The organism is Acinetobacter sp. 826659, from assembly GCF_000588515.1.
Classification (GTDB): Bacteria; Pseudomonadota; Gammaproteobacteria; order Pseudomonadales; family Moraxellaceae; genus Acinetobacter; species Acinetobacter pittii.
Map to the genome: position 1 here is coordinate 814400 of NZ_JFYD01000001.1, position 16267 is coordinate 830666.

21 protein-coding genes are annotated in these 16267 nt (G+C 38.7%); 15 read left to right on the forward strand and 6 right to left on the reverse strand.

Annotation, left to right across the window (positions count from 1 at the left end; genetic code table 11):
- Position 1 precedes the first annotated feature (1 nt).
- The gene (gene pabC / locus J663_RS03795) at positions 2 to 814 is read right to left on the reverse strand and encodes an aminodeoxychorismate lyase (RefSeq protein WP_033847876.1); all 813 of its coding nucleotides are present in this window, start codon (positions 812 to 814) and stop codon (positions 2 to 4) included.
- Between the two features lie 263 nt (positions 815 to 1077).
- Between pabC and J663_RS03800 the strand changes: the two genes are divergently transcribed.
- The 6 genes from J663_RS03800 (at position 1078) to J663_RS03825 (ending at position 6587) form a co-directional block, all read left to right on the forward strand.
- A complete protein-coding gene (locus J663_RS03800; protein WP_001212602.1) occupies positions 1078 to 2085 on the forward strand; it encodes a sulfate ABC transporter substrate-binding protein in 1008 nt (335 codons plus the stop codon).
- Between the two features lie 30 nt (positions 2086 to 2115).
- A complete protein-coding gene (locus J663_RS03805; protein WP_005073133.1) occupies positions 2116 to 2724 on the forward strand; it encodes an RBBP9/YdeN family alpha/beta hydrolase in 609 nt (202 codons plus the stop codon).
- 80 nt (positions 2725 to 2804) lie between these two features.
- Entirely contained in the window at positions 2805 to 3638 is an 834-nt protein-coding gene (gene cysT, locus J663_RS03810) for a sulfate ABC transporter permease subunit CysT (RefSeq protein ID WP_005067805.1), read from the forward strand.
- Positions 3635 to 4519 carry a sulfate ABC transporter permease subunit CysW gene (gene cysW, locus J663_RS03815; protein ID WP_002118746.1) on the forward strand — a complete coding sequence of 295 codons (885 nt, stop codon included), beginning with the start codon at positions 3635 to 3637 and terminating at the stop codon, positions 4517 to 4519. Before cysT ends, cysW begins: the two co-directional genes overlap by 4 nt.
- Before the next feature lie 11 nt (positions 4520 to 4530).
- Positions 4531 to 5592 carry a sulfate/molybdate ABC transporter ATP-binding protein gene (locus J663_RS03820; RefSeq protein WP_002118816.1) on the forward strand — a complete coding sequence of 354 codons (1062 nt, stop codon included), beginning with the start codon at positions 4531 to 4533 and terminating at the stop codon, positions 5590 to 5592.
- A 71-nt stretch (positions 5593 to 5663) separates the two neighbouring features.
- A complete protein-coding gene (locus J663_RS03825; RefSeq protein ID WP_002118601.1) occupies positions 5664 to 6587 on the forward strand; it encodes a CysB family HTH-type transcriptional regulator in 924 nt (307 codons plus the stop codon).
- Between the two features lie 94 nt (positions 6588 to 6681).
- On the opposite strand, the gene carO is transcribed toward J663_RS03825, so the two are convergent.
- On the reverse strand, positions 6682 to 7431 hold the full coding sequence (gene carO / locus J663_RS03830; protein WP_033847878.1) for an ornithine uptake porin CarO type 1: 750 nt from the start codon (positions 7429 to 7431) through the stop codon (positions 6682 to 6684).
- A gap of 295 nt (positions 7432 to 7726) precedes the next feature.
- Between carO and dapD the strand changes: the two genes are divergently transcribed.
- The 8 genes from dapD to J663_RS03870 all read left to right on the forward strand — a co-directional run bounded on the left by dapD (position 7727) and on the right by J663_RS03870 (position 12823).
- Positions 7727 to 8548, forward strand: coding sequence for a 2,3,4,5-tetrahydropyridine-2,6-dicarboxylate N-succinyltransferase (dapD, locus tag J663_RS03835; RefSeq protein WP_002118664.1), 822 nt, complete (start codon positions 7727 to 7729; stop codon positions 8546 to 8548).
- A 98-nt stretch (positions 8549 to 8646) separates the two neighbouring features.
- Positions 8647 to 9357 (forward strand): 7-carboxy-7-deazaguanine synthase QueE, encoded by a 711-nt coding sequence (queE, locus tag J663_RS03840; protein WP_033847880.1) that lies wholly within the window; start codon positions 8647 to 8649, stop codon positions 9355 to 9357.
- A gap of 40 nt (positions 9358 to 9397) precedes the next feature.
- Positions 9398 to 10066 carry a 7-cyano-7-deazaguanine synthase QueC gene (gene queC, locus J663_RS03845; protein WP_002118843.1) on the forward strand — a complete coding sequence of 223 codons (669 nt, stop codon included), beginning with the start codon at positions 9398 to 9400 and terminating at the stop codon, positions 10064 to 10066.
- A gap of 16 nt (positions 10067 to 10082) precedes the next feature.
- Positions 10083 to 10499 (forward strand): hypothetical protein, encoded by a 417-nt coding sequence (locus tag J663_RS03850; protein ID WP_005073124.1) that lies wholly within the window; start codon positions 10083 to 10085, stop codon positions 10497 to 10499.
- 96 nt (positions 10500 to 10595) lie between these two features.
- Positions 10596 to 11282 (forward strand): diphthine--ammonia ligase, encoded by a 687-nt coding sequence (locus tag J663_RS03855; protein WP_005067798.1) that lies wholly within the window; start codon positions 10596 to 10598, stop codon positions 11280 to 11282.
- 17 nt (positions 11283 to 11299) lie between these two features.
- Complete coding sequence (locus J663_RS03860) at positions 11300 to 11761, forward strand: peroxiredoxin (RefSeq protein ID WP_002118936.1); 462 nt, start codon at positions 11300 to 11302, stop codon at positions 11759 to 11761.
- A gap of 118 nt (positions 11762 to 11879) precedes the next feature.
- Positions 11880 to 12449: a CAP domain-containing protein gene (locus J663_RS03865; protein WP_005067795.1), complete on the forward strand. Its 570-nt coding sequence runs from the start codon at positions 11880 to 11882 to the stop codon at positions 12447 to 12449.
- Between the two features lie 11 nt (positions 12450 to 12460).
- Positions 12461 to 12823: a glyoxalase superfamily protein gene (locus J663_RS03870; RefSeq protein ID WP_005067793.1), complete on the forward strand. Its 363-nt coding sequence runs from the start codon at positions 12461 to 12463 to the stop codon at positions 12821 to 12823.
- Positions 12824 to 12834: 11 nt separating this feature from the next.
- Here J663_RS03870 and J663_RS03875 read toward each other — a convergent pair whose 3' ends face one another.
- On the reverse strand, positions 12835 to 13410 hold the full coding sequence (locus J663_RS03875; protein WP_002119001.1) for a nicotinate-nicotinamide nucleotide adenylyltransferase: 576 nt from the start codon (positions 13408 to 13410) through the stop codon (positions 12835 to 12837).
- A 109-nt stretch (positions 13411 to 13519) separates the two neighbouring features.
- Between J663_RS03875 and J663_RS03880 the strand changes: the two genes are divergently transcribed.
- Positions 13520 to 14320, forward strand: a complete 801-nt coding sequence (locus J663_RS03880) for an enoyl-CoA hydratase-related protein (protein WP_033847883.1) — start codon at positions 13520 to 13522, stop codon at positions 14318 to 14320.
- Here the strand turns inward: J663_RS03880 and J663_RS03885 are convergent.
- The 3 genes from J663_RS03885 to J663_RS03895 form a co-directional block, all read right to left on the reverse strand.
- On the reverse strand, positions 14317 to 14634 hold the full coding sequence (locus tag J663_RS03885) for an NGG1p interacting factor 3 protein, NIF3 (protein ID WP_033847884.1): 318 nt from the start codon (positions 14632 to 14634) through the stop codon (positions 14317 to 14319). The two genes, J663_RS03880 and J663_RS03885, sit on opposite strands and share 4 nt — an antisense overlap.
- A gap of 68 nt (positions 14635 to 14702) precedes the next feature.
- Positions 14703 to 14828 (reverse strand): KGW motif small protein, encoded by a 126-nt coding sequence (locus J663_RS19690; RefSeq protein WP_002118600.1) that lies wholly within the window; start codon positions 14826 to 14828, stop codon positions 14703 to 14705.
- Positions 14829 to 15028: 200 nt separating this feature from the next.
- Complete coding sequence (locus J663_RS03895) at positions 15029 to 16234, reverse strand: multidrug effflux MFS transporter (RefSeq protein WP_033847887.1); 1206 nt, start codon at positions 16232 to 16234, stop codon at positions 15029 to 15031.
- Positions 16235 to 16267 lie beyond the last annotated feature (33 nt).

Here is a 16267-nt window from a genome sequence, read left to right on the forward strand (position 1 = left end):
ATTAATGAATCTGATTTAAGTTAAGGATATGAAATAAATCTATGCATGCCTGTGTTTCTAGCGTTTTCTCACCTAAATGAGTGACTACTCGCATAGGGTTTAAAGCATTACAAAAGAATAGACTTTGTATTTCAGATACTTCATCTAATTCAATCACACGTACTTCACAGGCAATACTATGGTGCTGCATACGCGCCAGAATTTCTGCCCGCATTACACCGTGGACGCCATTATAGCGAAGTTCAGGAGTAATCCATCTATCATTTAAACGAATAAAACAATTACTACTGATCCCTTCAACAATATAACCTTGTACATCAGTAACTAATGCTTCAGCCCACCCGAGTTGATCTGCTTCTTTTTTTAGCAATACTTGTTCAAGGCGGTTTAAAGATTTAAGCCCGACCAAGCTCGGCATGGTTAAACCTAGGGCCTGATTTAAAACACCGCACTGGATAGAGTCAGGCACAAACGGCTCTAAAGCTTTTGGATAAAACCAGATATAAATATCAGCTTCATGTTTCGGCAAACTATAACCGCGGTCGCCTTCCCCACGACTAATCACAATTTTTAAAGTGCCATTGAGTACGAGGTTGTGTTTTTGCAGTTGCTGTAAACTCAGTTCGATTAATTCAAAATTTACAGTCAAAGACAGTTTTTGACATGCAAGTTTTAGACGTTGCCAGTGCCTTTCTTTAAGCTCAATCTGATTTTGAAAAACACGAATTGTGGTAAAGCATCCATCTCCATAATGAAAGGCTCGATCTAATAAAGGAATAGTCTCAACGGGTTGCCCATTTTTAAAACACCACATGTTTGTTCCATCCTTTACTAAAAGCCGCACAACAATACAACACCTTTCATTTAAATAATAAATGATTGATTTTAAAAAATTATACCGATTTCTTATTAACTTTTGAAACTTGTTATATATCAAGATTTAAGAATAGTTTATCTCTTTTTATTATTTCTATTTTTTTCATATTAAATTCGTTTTTTATTATTTTTTTAGAATAAAGACTAGCGCTATTCTGCGTTCATGTTTTGAACATTTCATATTTTTTGAGGACTTATCTCATGCGTTTTTCTCAATTAAAAGTCGGGGTTATCGCTGCACTTCTTTCTGTTTCGTCATTTGCAGCCCAAGAATTTTTAAACGTTTCTTACGATCCTACTCGTGAGCTATATACAGATTTCAACAAACAGTTCGGTACTTACTGGAAACAACGTACTGGTCAAGATATTGAGTTTAAGCAATCACACGGCGGCTCTGGTAAGCAGGCTCGTGCGGTTATCGATGGCTTAAATGCAGATGTGGTGACATTAGCACTTGCAGCAGATATTGATGAAATTGCCGAAAAAGCAAAATTACTTCCAACCAACTGGCAGAAAAAACTGCCACAAAACTCAACGCCATATACATCAACCATTGTGTTTTTGGTGCGTAAAGGCAACCCAAAGCAAATTAAAGACTGGGCTGATTTAATCAAACCAGGCGTAGAAATCATTACACCAAACCCAAAAACCTCTGGTGGTGCTCGTTGGAACTATCTTGCAGCTTGGGCTTGGGCAAAACATCAACCAGGCGGCAATGACGCGAAAGCACAAGAATACGTTCGCCAAATTTATAAACATACTAAAGTTTTAGATTCTGGTGCTCGCGGTGCGACGACTACTTTCGCTGAGCGTGGCATTGGTGATGTATTACTGGCTTGGGAAAATGAAGCTCATTTAGCTATTCGTGAACAGCCGGGCAAATTTGAAATTATTACTCCGTCTCTTTCGATCTTAGCTGAGCCTCCAGTTGCAATTGTGGAGAAGAATGCAGCTAAAAAAGGCAACTTAACTATTGCTAAAGGTTATCTCAACTATTTGTACTCACCTGCTGGTCAAGAAATTGCAGCACGTAACTTCTACCGCCCTCGTAACGCAGCTGTTCTTAAAAAATACAGCAATGTATTTAAGCCATTGAAGCTTGTAACAATCGACAAAGAGTTTGGTGGTTGGACAAAAGTACAAAAACAACACTTCGATAATGGTGGTGTTTTCGATCAAATCGTGAAAATTAATAGTGCAGAGAAGTAATTCTTTGCACTAAAAGTAAGGAGAACAGACATGATTCACACTGTAATTGTTCCGGGTGTAGGTGGCAGTGAACATCAGCATTGGCAATCTTGGTTGCAGCGTCAACTCGTGTCTAGTTCTCGTGTTGAGCAAAAAAACTGGGATAGACCTGTATTAAGCGAATGGGTTGAGCAATTCGTTAAAACAGTTCAAGCAGCTCAAGCTCCTGTTCAAATTGTTGCACATAGTTTTGGATGCTTAACGAGTGTAGCTGCTTTGGCTGAGCATCCAGAATTAAGAAGCCAAGTTAAGAAACTAATTTTAGTCGCTCCAGCGAATCCGGCACGCTTTGGGGAAGCAGGGTTTGCTCGCCATAGCTTGACCGACTACAAAGATTATTTTCATCAATTAAAAATTGATGTGCCTGCAACGCTACTCATTAGTGAAAATGATCCATGGCTCGGCTTTTTTGATGCCTTACAACTTGCAAAATCATGGAAGTTAAATCCCGTTAATCTTGGTGAAGTGGGCCATATTAATGTTGCCTCAGGTTTTGGGCCATTCCCGGATTTGCTGAACTATTTGATTCCAGAAGATTCGATGTGTAGTCACTCATCTATCGACCCGGTAAAAACACATTTCTCTTTGAAATTTGCTTAATACCAATCTTTATACCGCACTGTTTATCTTTATTTATTCGCTTACTGGTTTCAGCAGGCTTTTCTCTTTGAGGAAATATCATGTCGCAGCGATCCCGAGTGCTGCCTGGGTTTGGTCTATCTTTGGGCTTCACCCTCGCCTATGTGTCTTTTATTGTGCTTATTCCATTAGCCGCAGTCTTTATCAAATCATTTGGAATCGGATGGGACGGATTATGGGAAATTTTAACGTCTGAGCGTATTTTGAAATCACTTCAACTCAGCTTTAGTTCAGCTTTAATCGCAGCATCTATTAATGTTGTGTTTGGTCTGCTTTTGGCTTGGTGTCTTGTCCGCTATAACTTTCCAGGAAAGCGTCTAGTTGATGCATTGGTCGATTTACCTTTTGCTCTTCCGACCGCAGTTGCAGGTATTGCACTGACTTCACTCTATGCACCTACTGGTTGGTTAGGTCAATATCTGGAACCACTTGGTATTCAGGTTGCCTATACGCCTATCGGAATTACGCTGGCATTGGTCTTTATTGGTATTCCTTTTATTGTTCGGACCGTTCAACCGGTACTCAGCGATATTGAAACCGAACTTGAGGAAGCAGCTTCAGCACTTGGTGCAAATCGTTGGCAGACCATTACTAAAATTATTTTACCCATCTTACTACCTGCTCTATTTACAGGCTTTGCTTTAGCATTTGCTCGCGGCGTGGGTGAGTATGGCTCTGTTATTTTTATTGCAGGTAACCAGCCGTTTAAAACAGAAATCGCACCGCTGATGATTATTTCTCGTCTTGAAGAATATGATTATGCAGGTGCAACGACCATTGCAGCGGTCATGTTAGTTCTCTCTTTTATCATTCTATTTGTCATTAACTTACTTCAAGCATGGGCAAACCGTCGTACAGGGAGAAACATCACATGAATTTACATACCGACAGCAATGCACTTGCCTTGAAGTTACAGTCTCGTGATGCAACACGTGAGCCGACTTGGGTACGTTATACCCTCATTACAATTGCACTGATTTTTTTCCTCAGTTGCCTCATGCTGCCACTCATTTTGGTTTTCGTAGAAGCATTTAAACAGGGACTTGAAGTCTATGTTCAGGCTTTGATTGATCCAGATACCTTATCAGCAGTGAAATTAACATTACTCACCGCAGCAATTGCAGTTCCAATTAATGTGATATTTGGTGTTGCTGCAGCTTGGGCTGTCTCTAAGTTCCAGTTTAAAGGTAAGGCAATTTTAACAACTATCATTGATATGCCTTTTTCGGTTTCACCCGTTATTGCAGGTTTAATGATTGTTCTAATTTTTGGTGCACAAGGCTGGTTCGGCGGCTGGTTAATGGACCATGACATTAAGATTTTATATGCCGTACCTGGAATTGTTTTAGCAACTATTTTTATTACAGTTCCGTTTGTAGCACGTGAGTTAATTCCACTCATGGAAGCTCAGGGAACAGAGGAAGAAGAAGCAGCAATTGTACTCGGTGCATCAGGTTGGCAAACCTTTTGGAAGGTTACACTCCCTAACATTAAATGGGGTCTGATTTACGGCGTGATTTTGTGTAATGCCCGTGCAATGGGTGAGTTTGGCGCAGTATCAGTGGTTTCTGGTCATATCCGTGGTGAAACCAATACCCTGCCACTTCATGTCGAAATTTTATATAACGAGTACACCTTTAGCGCAGCCTTTGCCGTGTCCTCACTGCTTGCCTTCTTAGCTCTTTTAACACTGATTTTAAAAACCTGGTTAGAGCTACATCAAGATAAACCAGAACCGCATTCAACTGATTCGTAAGGAATGAAATCATGAGTATTCAAGTTAAAAATATTGAAAAACACTTTGGTGCATTCCATGCGCTTAAAAATATTTCCCTAGACTTTCCAGAGGGTGAACTGGTTGCGCTACTTGGACCATCTGGTTGTGGTAAGACGACTCTGCTTCGTATCATTGCAGGTCTAGAGTCAGCCGATGGCGGTCAGGTTTTACTTGAAGGTGAAGATGCGACTAATGTACATGTGCGTGAGCGACAGGTCGGCTTTGTATTTCAGCACTATGCTTTATTCCGTCACATGACTGTATTTGACAATATTGCCTTTGGTTTACGCGTTCGCCCTCGTGCAACCCGTCCTTCAGAAGCTGAAATTAAAAAACGTGTCACTCGTTTACTTGATCTAGTTCAACTAGGCTTTTTAGCAGACCGCTACCCTGCTCAGCTTTCTGGCGGACAACGTCAGCGTATTGCTTTAGCCCGTGCTTTGGCAGTAGAACCTCGCGTGTTATTACTCGATGAACCATTTGGCGCTCTAGATGCCAAAGTACGCAAAGAATTACGTCGCTGGTTACGCAACTTACATGATGAATTGCATATCACTTCAATTTTCGTGACTCACGATCAAGAAGAAGCACTTGAGGTTGCAGACCAGATTATTGTCATGAATAAAGGTAATGTTGAGCAAATCGGTTCACCTCGTGAAGTTTATGAAAAACCTGCAACGCCATTTGTGTTTGATTTCTTGGGTCAGGCAAATCGATTTGAAGGTGAACATACGGAAGGTATTATCCGTATCGGTAATGACCGTATTCAATTACCAACAGCAGTTGAGGCACCTCAAGGAAAAGTGATTGCTTTTGCCCGTCCAGATGAGTTACATATTCACTCGCAACCGCAAGCGAATACCATTGAAGCGACTTTTGTACGTGAAATCTGGATTGCTGGAAAAGTAGTGGCCGAATTACAAGACCGTAATGGACGTTTAATTGAAATTGCTCTGAGCAGTGAAGCTGCAAAATTACATGCATTTAAACCTAATCAAACTGTTTGGGTGAGCGCATCTCAATTGCACTTATTTGCAGACCAAGTTGCTTAAGAAATATATTTGGTGAGGAAATATCTTGCGGATCTTTAGACGCTCCTCACCTCTTTTGAGGAAAAGTGTAAATGAACTTTCAACAATTAAGAATTATCCGAGAAACAGTACGCCAAAACTTTAACTTGACGGAAGCATCGGCTGCACTCTACACATCTCAATCGGGTGTAAGTAAACACATCAAAGATTTAGAAGATGAATTAGGTGTTCAACTTTTCGTTCGTAAAGGTAAACGCCTTTTAGGTTTAACTGAACCAGGACAGTCACTTCTTAGCATTGTTGAACGCATGTTAGTGGATGCTGAAAATATTAAACGACTTGCTGAAGATTTTAATAAGGTTGATGAAGGAACACTAACGATCGCAACTACGCATACTCAAGCGCGTTATGTATTGCCTCCAATCGTTAATCAATTTAAGAAATTATTTCCAAAAGTTCATTTGATTTTACAACAAGCTAGCCCCGTCGAAATTTCAGAAATGCTTTTACAAGGCGAAGCGGATATTGGAATTGCAACCGAGTCTTTAACGACTGAAGAAAATCTGGCTAGCATTCCTTACTATCAATGGCAGCACAGTATTATTACCCCGCAAAATCATCCTCTGGTGCAGGCGGATAAGATCACTCTAGAACTTTTAGCAGAATATCCACTCATTACTTATCATGGTGGTTTTACAGGTCGATCTAAAATTGATAAAGCGTTTGAAGAAGCTCATCTAGATGCAGATATCGTAATGTCAGCTCTTGATGCCGATGTTATCAAAACCTACGTGGAACTTGGCATGGGTGTCGGGATTGTCAATGACGTGGCTTATGATACAGAACGTGATTATCGTTTAAAGCAAACCAAAACTGATATTTTTGGTGTTAATACTACATGGATTGCGGTTCGCAAAGGCCACTTATTACGCGGTTATGGTTACGAATTTATTTCTTTATGCTCACCTGATGCGGATATTAAAGCGCTTAAGAAAATTGCTTACCCAGACGAATAAAAATTAAAAATAAATAAAAGAGCTTTTTAGCTCTTTTATTTATTTTATTAAATACAAAAAAAACGAGCCGTAGCTCGTTTTTTCTTTTGTGATCTTACCAGTAGAAGTTCACACCAACTTTACCAACTGGCATCCATTGGTATTTATCGTCATTACGAATTTCATTTGCTTCTTTATCAACAGCATCTTGGGCAGATGTTGGGTTACCTGTTACAGGAGAAAGGTTATATTGAGTTAACTGAACTTGTGGGTTACCAGTATAGTAAGCACCTACCTCACCAAATACACCCCAGTTTTTATTGATTTTAGGTGCAAAACCAAAACCTAAGTATGGAGCGATATCATTCTTGTAAGACATTTTACCTCTTACACCGCCCTCTTGACCTGCAACTGCTTGTTGATAGTTCTTACCATCAATTGATAAAGTTTCACCATTACCAATGCGTTTAGCTAAGTCATAATCATTATCTAGATAAGCAGCACCCGCAGCTATATATAAGCCTTGAGCCCAACGGTTAGCACTTGCACCCCATGGACGAATCTCAGCATTTAAATAGATATTATTGTTATCCATATCTAGGTCATATTTAGTACCATTTACAGAAACATCATCTGTCCACGAAATGTCACCACCGTTATAACCCAAAGCCAAACCTACATATGGGTTTGCTTGCCATAATAAAGCACCACCGTAACCAGTTGTACCTACCTCAGCACGTGCCCCCACAGGAATTAATTGGTTTTTGTCAAATGCGTAGCTGTCATGAACAACGGCTTCATCTGCCATAGCAGCGCCAGCAGCGAATAAAGCTGTTGTAGTGACTAATACACGTAATGCTTTCATAGTTTTCTCCTCAAAAAGGCTCTGTTTTTAATTTATTCATCTTGTGACTGAAATCATAATAATGACAGCTTAGATTCTTTTTTATACAAAAAATGCTAGATTTCTGTTATTTTTTGATACAAATTGAGTTAAATTTTTATTTTCAAATCATTTTTGTGTAAAAAACACTTGATTATCTAATAAGCTTATTTCGATTTACCTCATTTATATCATCAATCAAACGTAACACGTTTTTTGAAAGATTCTTGTCACAAATTAGTGTAAAATCTTTAAAATTTTTTATGGAAGGAAGATCATGTCTCAGCTTTCTACGATCATTGAGCAAGCATTTGAAGACCGCGCAAATTTTACTGCAGCAGATTGTTCAAGCGAAATTCGCCAAGCTGTTGAAGAAGCAATTGCTGGTTTAGATAACGGTACACTTCGAGTTGCTGAAAAAATCAATGGTGAATGGGTTGTTCATCAATGGTTAAAAAAAGCTGTTTTATTATCATTTAAACTGAATGACAATAAACCAATTGAGTCATGTGATCTTCGTTTCTATGACAAAGTTGAAACTAAATTCTCTGGTTGGACTGAAGAGCAATTTAAAGCTGCAGGTGTTCGTGTTGTTCCTCCTGCTGTAGCACGTCGTGGTAGCTTCCAAGCTAAAAACGTGGTGTTAATGCCATCTTATGTCAACATTGGCGCTTATGTAGATGAAGGCACAATGGTTGATACATGGGCAACTGTAGGTTCATGTGCTCAAATCGGTAAAAATGTTCACTTGTCTGGTGGTGTAGGTATTGGTGGTGTTTTAGAACCATTACAAGCTAACCCAACTATTATTGAAGACAACTGCTTTATCGGTGCACGTTCAGAAATCGTTGAAGGCGTAATCGTTGAAGAAGGCTCAGTCATTTCAATGGGCGTTTTCATTGGTCAATCAACTAAAATTTATGACCGTGAAACTGGCGAAATCCATTATGGTCGTGTACCAGCAGGTTCAGTTGTAGTTTCAGGCAGCTTGCCATCTAAATGTGGTACTTACAGCTTATATGCTGCAATTATCGTGAAAAAAGTTGATGCGCAAACACGCTCAAAAACAAGCTTGAACGATTTGTTACGCGCTGACTAATTTGTTATAACTCTCTTGCGGAGCTTTAATCGCTCCTCATCTCTACGATCAAACTGATCGTAGAGATTTTATTTTTTATATAGTGTGGTATTTCTAGAATGGCTTCCTTACGTTCCTCTGCAATTCCTGTCTCAGACCCTGCGTCCGGTTTACGCATTACCGAGATTTTTTACTCGTTGCAGGGTGAAGCAAATGCCTCTGGCCTACCGACTGTATTTATCCGTCTAACAGGCTGTCCATTACGTTGTAGCTATTGCGATACCACTTATTCCTTTGAAGGTGGCGAACGTTTTTCACTTGAACATATCATTGAAACAGCTACACAATTTCAAACACCTTATATTTGTGTAACAGGTGGTGAACCTCTTGCTCAGCCAAACTGTTTGATTTTATTACAACGTTTATGTGAAGCTGGCTTTGATGTTTCTTTAGAAACCAGTGGCGCTCTTGATGTGTCAAAAGTAGACCCTCGTGTCTCTAAAGTTCTGGATTTGAAAACACCAACTTCTGGTGAAGAACATCGCAATCTCATCAGTAATCTTGACCATTTAACACCACGTGACCAAATCAAATTTGTGATTTGTAATCGTGAAGACTATGAATGGTCAAAGCAACAAGTTGAAAAATATCAACTGCAAACCAAAGTCAGTACCGTTTGGTTCTCCCCTGCCTTTGCGGTTGAAAAAGGTGCTGTAGGCCTGCCACGTCTAGCACGTGATCTGGCACAGTGGATACTTGATGATAAATTACCTGTTCGTTTCCAACTTCAGTTACATAAACTGCTTTGGAATGATGAATCAGGTCGTTAATCACTCAATAAAATAAATCATTCCGAATATGGAGAAAAATATGCGCTCTCGTGCCATTGTTTTACTTTCAGGCGGCTTAGACTCAACCACTTGCCTAGCTTGGGCACAAGCGCGCTATGAATGTATTGCTATTAGTTTTATGTATGGTCAACGCTCAACTACTGAACTTGATGCTGCAAAAGCATTAGCTCAGCGTTCAGGTGTTGAACATCGTGTAATTAATATTGATCTAGCAAATTTAGGTGGATCAGCACTTACAGATCACAACATTGCAGTACCAGAACAGTTACAAGAAGGTATTCCTGTAACTTATGTACCAGCGCGTAACACTATTTTCCTCTCGTATGCTCTAGCAGCAGCTGAAGTATTTAATGCTGAAGCTATTGTTATTGGTATCAATGCTGTTGATTATTCAGGATATCCTGATTGTCGTCCTGAATTTATTGATGCTTTTGCGAATATGGCCCGTTTAGCAACTAAAGCTGGCGTAGAAGGAAAACCACTTAAATTTGAAACACCCCTGTTACATTTATCCAAAGCGAATATCATACGTTTAGGGATTGAACATGGCGTAGACTATAGTCAAACGGTATCTTGCTACCAAGCAGATGCTCAAGGACGTGCGTGTGGTAAATGTGACAGTTGCCGTTTGCGTAAAGAAGGCTTTATCGATGCCGGTGTTACCGATCCAACACGCTATATACCGTAATAAGTAGGTAAAATTTATGAAGTTGTTAAAATCAAATCTTATTCTTTCATCTTTATTCTCAGCAGCTGCACTTATGGCGGGTTCAGCTCAAGCAGCTGAAAACCCAGTTCAAGCGGCATATAAAAGCACTAACGTTAAAGGTGCATTAGTTAACGTTTGTAAAGAACAAACTGCTAAAGGCGGCAAGTTAAGTTCATCTGAAGTTAGCAAATTCTGTAGCTGCCAAGTTGAAGCACAAGGTAAAGTGACTGAAGCACAAAAATGGGAAATCCAAAGCGCAATCAATGCGAAGAAAAGCCCAAGTTCTCTAGGATTTGTACAACAACAAAACCGTGATCTTAAAGCATGTTTTGGTCCTCAGTTAACAACTAAGCTTGAAAAGTTAACTGAAGATGCAATGAAGGCAGCTCAACAACAAGCTCCTAAAAAATAAAATTTTAATGTTCCAAATTAAGCCTGCATTTATGCAGGCTTTTTTATAGTTTTGTTAAAATAACAGCACTTTTGACCAATTCATTTGATGTAAGCCATGCAAGAACAATGGAAAACTAATGCTAACCATAAAAGGTCTATTGTCTCATTTAGTGGAGGCAAAGACAGCTCTCTAGCACTCTACCATGCAATGCAGACAGGCGAAGTGATTGGATTGATCGTAATGCTAGAAGAACAAGGCCAACGTTCTCGCTCACATGCCATGCCTCTTGATATTATTCAAGCGCAAGCTAAAGCAATCGGCTTGCCCGTGTTTATGGCTTCATCAAGTTGGAATGACTATGAAGTAAAGTTTATTGAATTACTCAATCAAGCAAAGCAACAAGGAGCCGAGGTACTGGTTACAGGTGACCTTGATATGCCTGAACACGGCTGTTGGCATGATCGAGTAACGCAACAAGTAGGTCTTCAATTAGGAATGCCTCTTTGGCTACGTCCGCACCGTGAAGTTGTTGAAGAATTTATTCAACTTGGATTCCAGAGTGTAGTGGTGACCGTAAACCTTAAACTCGGGATGAATATAGAAGATTTAGGTAAAACCTTAACTTTAGAATATATCCAAGAGCTTGAGAACCGTGGCATTGATCCATGTGGTGAGGGCGGTGAATTTCATACGACTGTGATTGATGGACCAATTTTTAACAAAGCAATCCCTGTAAGAAAACTCAATATTGTTTATCATGAGGAATACGCTTTTTTACCACTTGAATTAGATCAAATTTAACTTTTAAAGGATAAGAAATGTCTGAGAATATTCAACTGCCAAATCAGGTGTTCCCTACTACACACGGCGAAGTGAACTTGACCGAAGTCGAAAATGAATGGCTAATCATTTACTTCTATCCTAAAGATTCAACACCAGGGTGTACAACACAAGCAGTGGGTTTTTCTTGTTTGAAAGATCAGTTTGATGCTTTAGGTGCCCGTATTTTCGGTATTTCACGTGACTCGGTAAAAGCCCATCAAAATTTTACAGAGAAGCAAGCACTTACTATTGATCTGATCAGTGATAAAGAAGAAATTCTTTGTAATCACTTTGATGTGATTAAAGAAAAGAATATGTATGGTAAAAAAGTCATGGGTATTGAACGTTCTACTTTTATTTTCCATAACAAAACTTTAGTTAAAAGCTATCGCAAAGTTAAAGCAGCTGGGCATGCAGAGCAAGTTCTAGAAGACTTAAAAGCTCTACAAACAGCTTAATAAACTTAAGAAACAAAAAGCGGGCATGATGCTCGTTTTTTGTATATGAACAAATTACTTACTCCTTTACTTTGGCGTATGATAAAGACATTAGAATAATTCACGCTAAGGTATTTACATGAGTCTGCTCAAAGTTTGTAATTTACTGTCTAGTGGTCTTGTTATCTCTGCTTGCTCCGTTAGTTCATCCAGTATGCCGCCCTCAATTACACCATCTACCACACAAGTTGAAACTCCACCTATAACAATAAGTTGCCAAGATTTACAAAACCCTGCCTATCAACAAACCGTACTTAAAATAATTAATCAGATTCGCCAGCAATCACGCCAATGTGGACAACAATATTTCGCTGCAACCAGACCATTAAGTTGGAGTAATAATTTATATAAAGGTGCACTTTCTCATAGTGAAGATATGGCAACACACAACTTTCTCGGACATGTTGGCTCCACGGGACTAGATTTAAAATCACGTTTGAAAATTTATAATACACTCGGTAAAGCCAATGGTGAAAATGTCGCAAGTGGACAGAAAACATTAGATGAAGTGATGTCTAGATGGCTGTCGAGTCCCCTACATTGTAGTAACCTAATGAACCCTAAATTTACAACTTACGCAATTGCTTGTGCTTCTGATCAATCTGTAAAACAAAAGAGCTATTGGACTCAACAATTTGGTACACGTTAAAAGGAAAAAAGATGCAATCAGGTTCGATCACCCCTATTTTAAGAATTTTTGATGTCGAGTTAGCTCAATCATTTTATCTTGAGTTCTTAGGTTTTCAGCTTGATTGGCAACACCAATTTGAAGACAACTTTCCGTTATATTTACAAATTTCTAAAGATGATTGCGTTATTCATTTATCTGAGCATTTTGGAGATGCGAGTCCTCATAGTGCGATCCGTATTTATTGGGAACATATCTATGAGTTGCACAGTGAGCTAAGCCAAAAAAATTATAAATTTTCTAAGCCTCAAGTTGAAAAAACAGATTGGGAGACACTTGAACTCAGCATCACCGATCCTTTTTCAAACCGAATTATCTTTTGGGCAGATGCTTAATTTATATGCACTTACTCAAAATCATCTAAATTAGAGCGATCATCTTCTTCAAAGCGTTGTTGCAACTGTTGATAAGTACGTGTTTTTTTAAATTCATCCAAAAATTGAATAGTTCCTACAGGGAAAAATTCGGTCTGGATTTCACCACGATAATAAGCTTCACGCATTGGCGTTGCCGAAATTGAATCTTTTAAACTATCTAGTTCAACCATAATCCACTCAGGAAATAGTCGTAAATAATATGAAGACTCATCCTTAAAGTGTCCAATCAAACCAACTTTTGAGTTCGGTTCAATTACGCCATTCACTAAAGATTTGACTTGTTTTACCCATTTTTCGTCATTATAAACATCTACTACATGTACAAAACGAATGCGTTTTTGCTCTTCTAACGAGAAATTTGACAAGATCATTTGCTCGCGCTCTACTGCTAAGAACGGATTTTTAATATTACGTTCCATTTGAGCAGAACCTAATGCCAAAACGACATAGTGGCTTTGTTGTAAGGCAATTTCAATTGTCTGCATATGAGCTAAATGAAATGGTTGAAAACGCCCTATAAAAACGAGATAGTCAAATTTATACATAATTAGATTTTCACTTTTTATGAACTCACCAGTTAACCGCATTACAAAAAATATGCGCCATAATGAGAACCTAAAAATTAACAACGTGGTTTAAAGCAAGGATAGTACGATGACACTTAGCTGTATTCAACAACCTCATCAACATTTACACGCAAATTTAGAAGGTGGCGTACTCACCTTAGCCATAAATCGCCCAGAAGCAAAAAATGCACTGTATGGCGAGCTTTACTTATGGATTGCCAAAGCACTTGATGAAGCTGACCAAGACAAAGATGTACGAGTAATCGTTCTACGTGGTGTAGAGCAAGATTTTACCGCTGGTAATGACATGAAAGATTTTATGGGTTTTGTACAAAATCCTAATCTAGGCTCAGCAGGTCAAGTCCCTCCGTTTGTACTCCTTAAATCTGCTGCTAGATTATCGAAGCCGCTTATTATTGCAGTAAAAGGTGTGGCAATTGGTATTGGTGTTACGATTTTATTACATGCAGATTTAGTTTTTGCTGACAATACCGCCCTTTTCCAAATTCCATTTGTAAGCCTTGGCCTTTCTCCAGAAGGCGGTGCAAGCCAACTATTGGTTAAACAAGCGGGTTACCACAAAGCAGCTGAACTGCTATTTACTGCGAAAAAATTTAATGCAGAAACTGCAGTACAAGCAAGCTTAGTTAATGAAGTTGTTGAAGATGCTTATGCATCTGCTCAGGCAACCGCTCAACATTTAGCAGCTTTACCACTTGCCTCATTAAAACAAACCAAAGCCTTGATGAAACATGATTTAGATCAAATTATTGAATGTATTGATCATGAAGCTGAAATCTTTATGCAACGCGTTCAATCTCCAGAAATGCTAGAAGCTGTACAAGCATTTATGCAGAAACGTAAACCAGATTTCTCGCAGTTTAATTAAAAATCAATTTCTATGATTTGAATAAACTCAAAGGCAGGCTCTTCATAAGGATGGCTTGCCTTTAATGCTTTTGTCACAGCCTTTGCATTTTCTTCAATTACAATTGTTTCAACTCGCCACTCATCAACTTGCTCAAGTTCACCCAGCTCTCCGATATAAGGATCTGCACCTTTGACTGGTTTAAATTGCCCTATTCCTTTCACTTGCCATGCGCAGTGTTCGTAATTACCGATACCCCCCGCACCAGCAGAAAAAATAGCTTGTTTAGTCGACTCAAGATGTGAATCAGGCACGTAATAAATCAGCTTTAACATAAGTAGAATGACTCAAAACTAGTAAACTTGCTTTAAATCATACCGTTAAAAAAGCTTCTAAATCAAAGTCAGCTCATCATTACCAAATAATTTGCTCCAATAAAGAGAATTTGAATGGCAAGCGCCAAGCCAAACAAGCGCCAGCCCTTATCTTTGGTATACATTGTTCTTATGTGATACTTATTTTTCATCATTTTGATCTCCGATTTTTATCGTTGTTACAGAGAAAGCAAAAATTGATCCAATTTTGAACAAACTATAAAGTGTTAAATAGCCGAATGTCTATAGGCTTATAATTTTTCTAAAATGCTTAAAAGAGCTACACTCATTTATATGTAGCTCTTATTCTGAACAAAATTTTAAATTTCAGTGTACTAGCTGCATCTTTATAATTTTAAGCATTCGATTTCTTTAAATATCTGTTCTCATATATTGTCATCATAAATGCTAAACCACATAAAATGACGAAGCCGCCAGTCATTGGTATTAATGTACCGTTATATAATTGCCCAATAATAGATGCCAGAATAAGTGACAAAACGGAGGATGCTGCACCAATAATGGCCGATGCCATACCAGCAACATGTCCCATCGGTTCCATTGCAATTGCGTTTAAATTTCCAAATAAAGTTCCAAATAATAAAAATAAAATGCAGGCATAAAGCATAAACATCCAGAATGAAACAGCCACACCTAAAAGTTGAATTCCTAAGAAAACTAAAGAAATTAAGCACAAACTTAGAAAGCCATAAATACAGATTGGACGCATACCAAACTTCATAACAATTTTAGAGTTTGTAAATGAAGCGACTCCCATTACACCTGCAAGCACAGCAAAATAAGTACTAAACTCTTGCCCTGTTTTCCCAAACTGCTGCATAAAAATTTGCTGAGAAGTACCTAAGTAACCAATGAATCCACCAAAACAGAAACCTGCACATAGCAAATAGCTCATGGTGGTTTTATTACTTACAACTTCTTTAAAACCTTCCCGAAATGCTTGTAGATGCATAGGTAAACGATTTTCTGGAAGTAACGTCTCTTCCAAACGTAAAGCAACCCATACCCCGACAACTGTGGCATAGGCCATATATAAAACAAAGATCTCACGCCAACCAAAGAAATGGATAATGAGCTGTCCCAAACTTGGTGCAATTGCTGGGGCAACCATAAACACCATCATAATTAAAGACATGATGCGGGCCATTTGAGCCCCACTGTATTTATCTCTAACAATTGAAATAGAAGCCACGTAAGGACCTGATACGCCAACCCCTTGAATGAAACGTCCAACTAAAAACCATTCAAAACTTTGTGTGGTAAAGCACAATAAACTTCCCAGAAAATAAATAACAATTCCTGTGAATAAAATGCGTTTACGGCCAATTGCATCGGATAGAGGGCCAGCAATCAATTGACCAATCGTCATACCAGAAAAAATACCAATAATGACCCACTGTGTCTGATTATTATTTTTTAAGTCAAAAACTCGTCCGATTTCGCCCAAAGCAGGTAGGACTGCATCTATTGAAAAAGAAACAATAGACATGAGCAATGCCATTAGTAATGCAAATTCATGGAAATGGATTTTTGATTTCATTTTTCTTCTCTGCTATTTATTAATATCGTACTA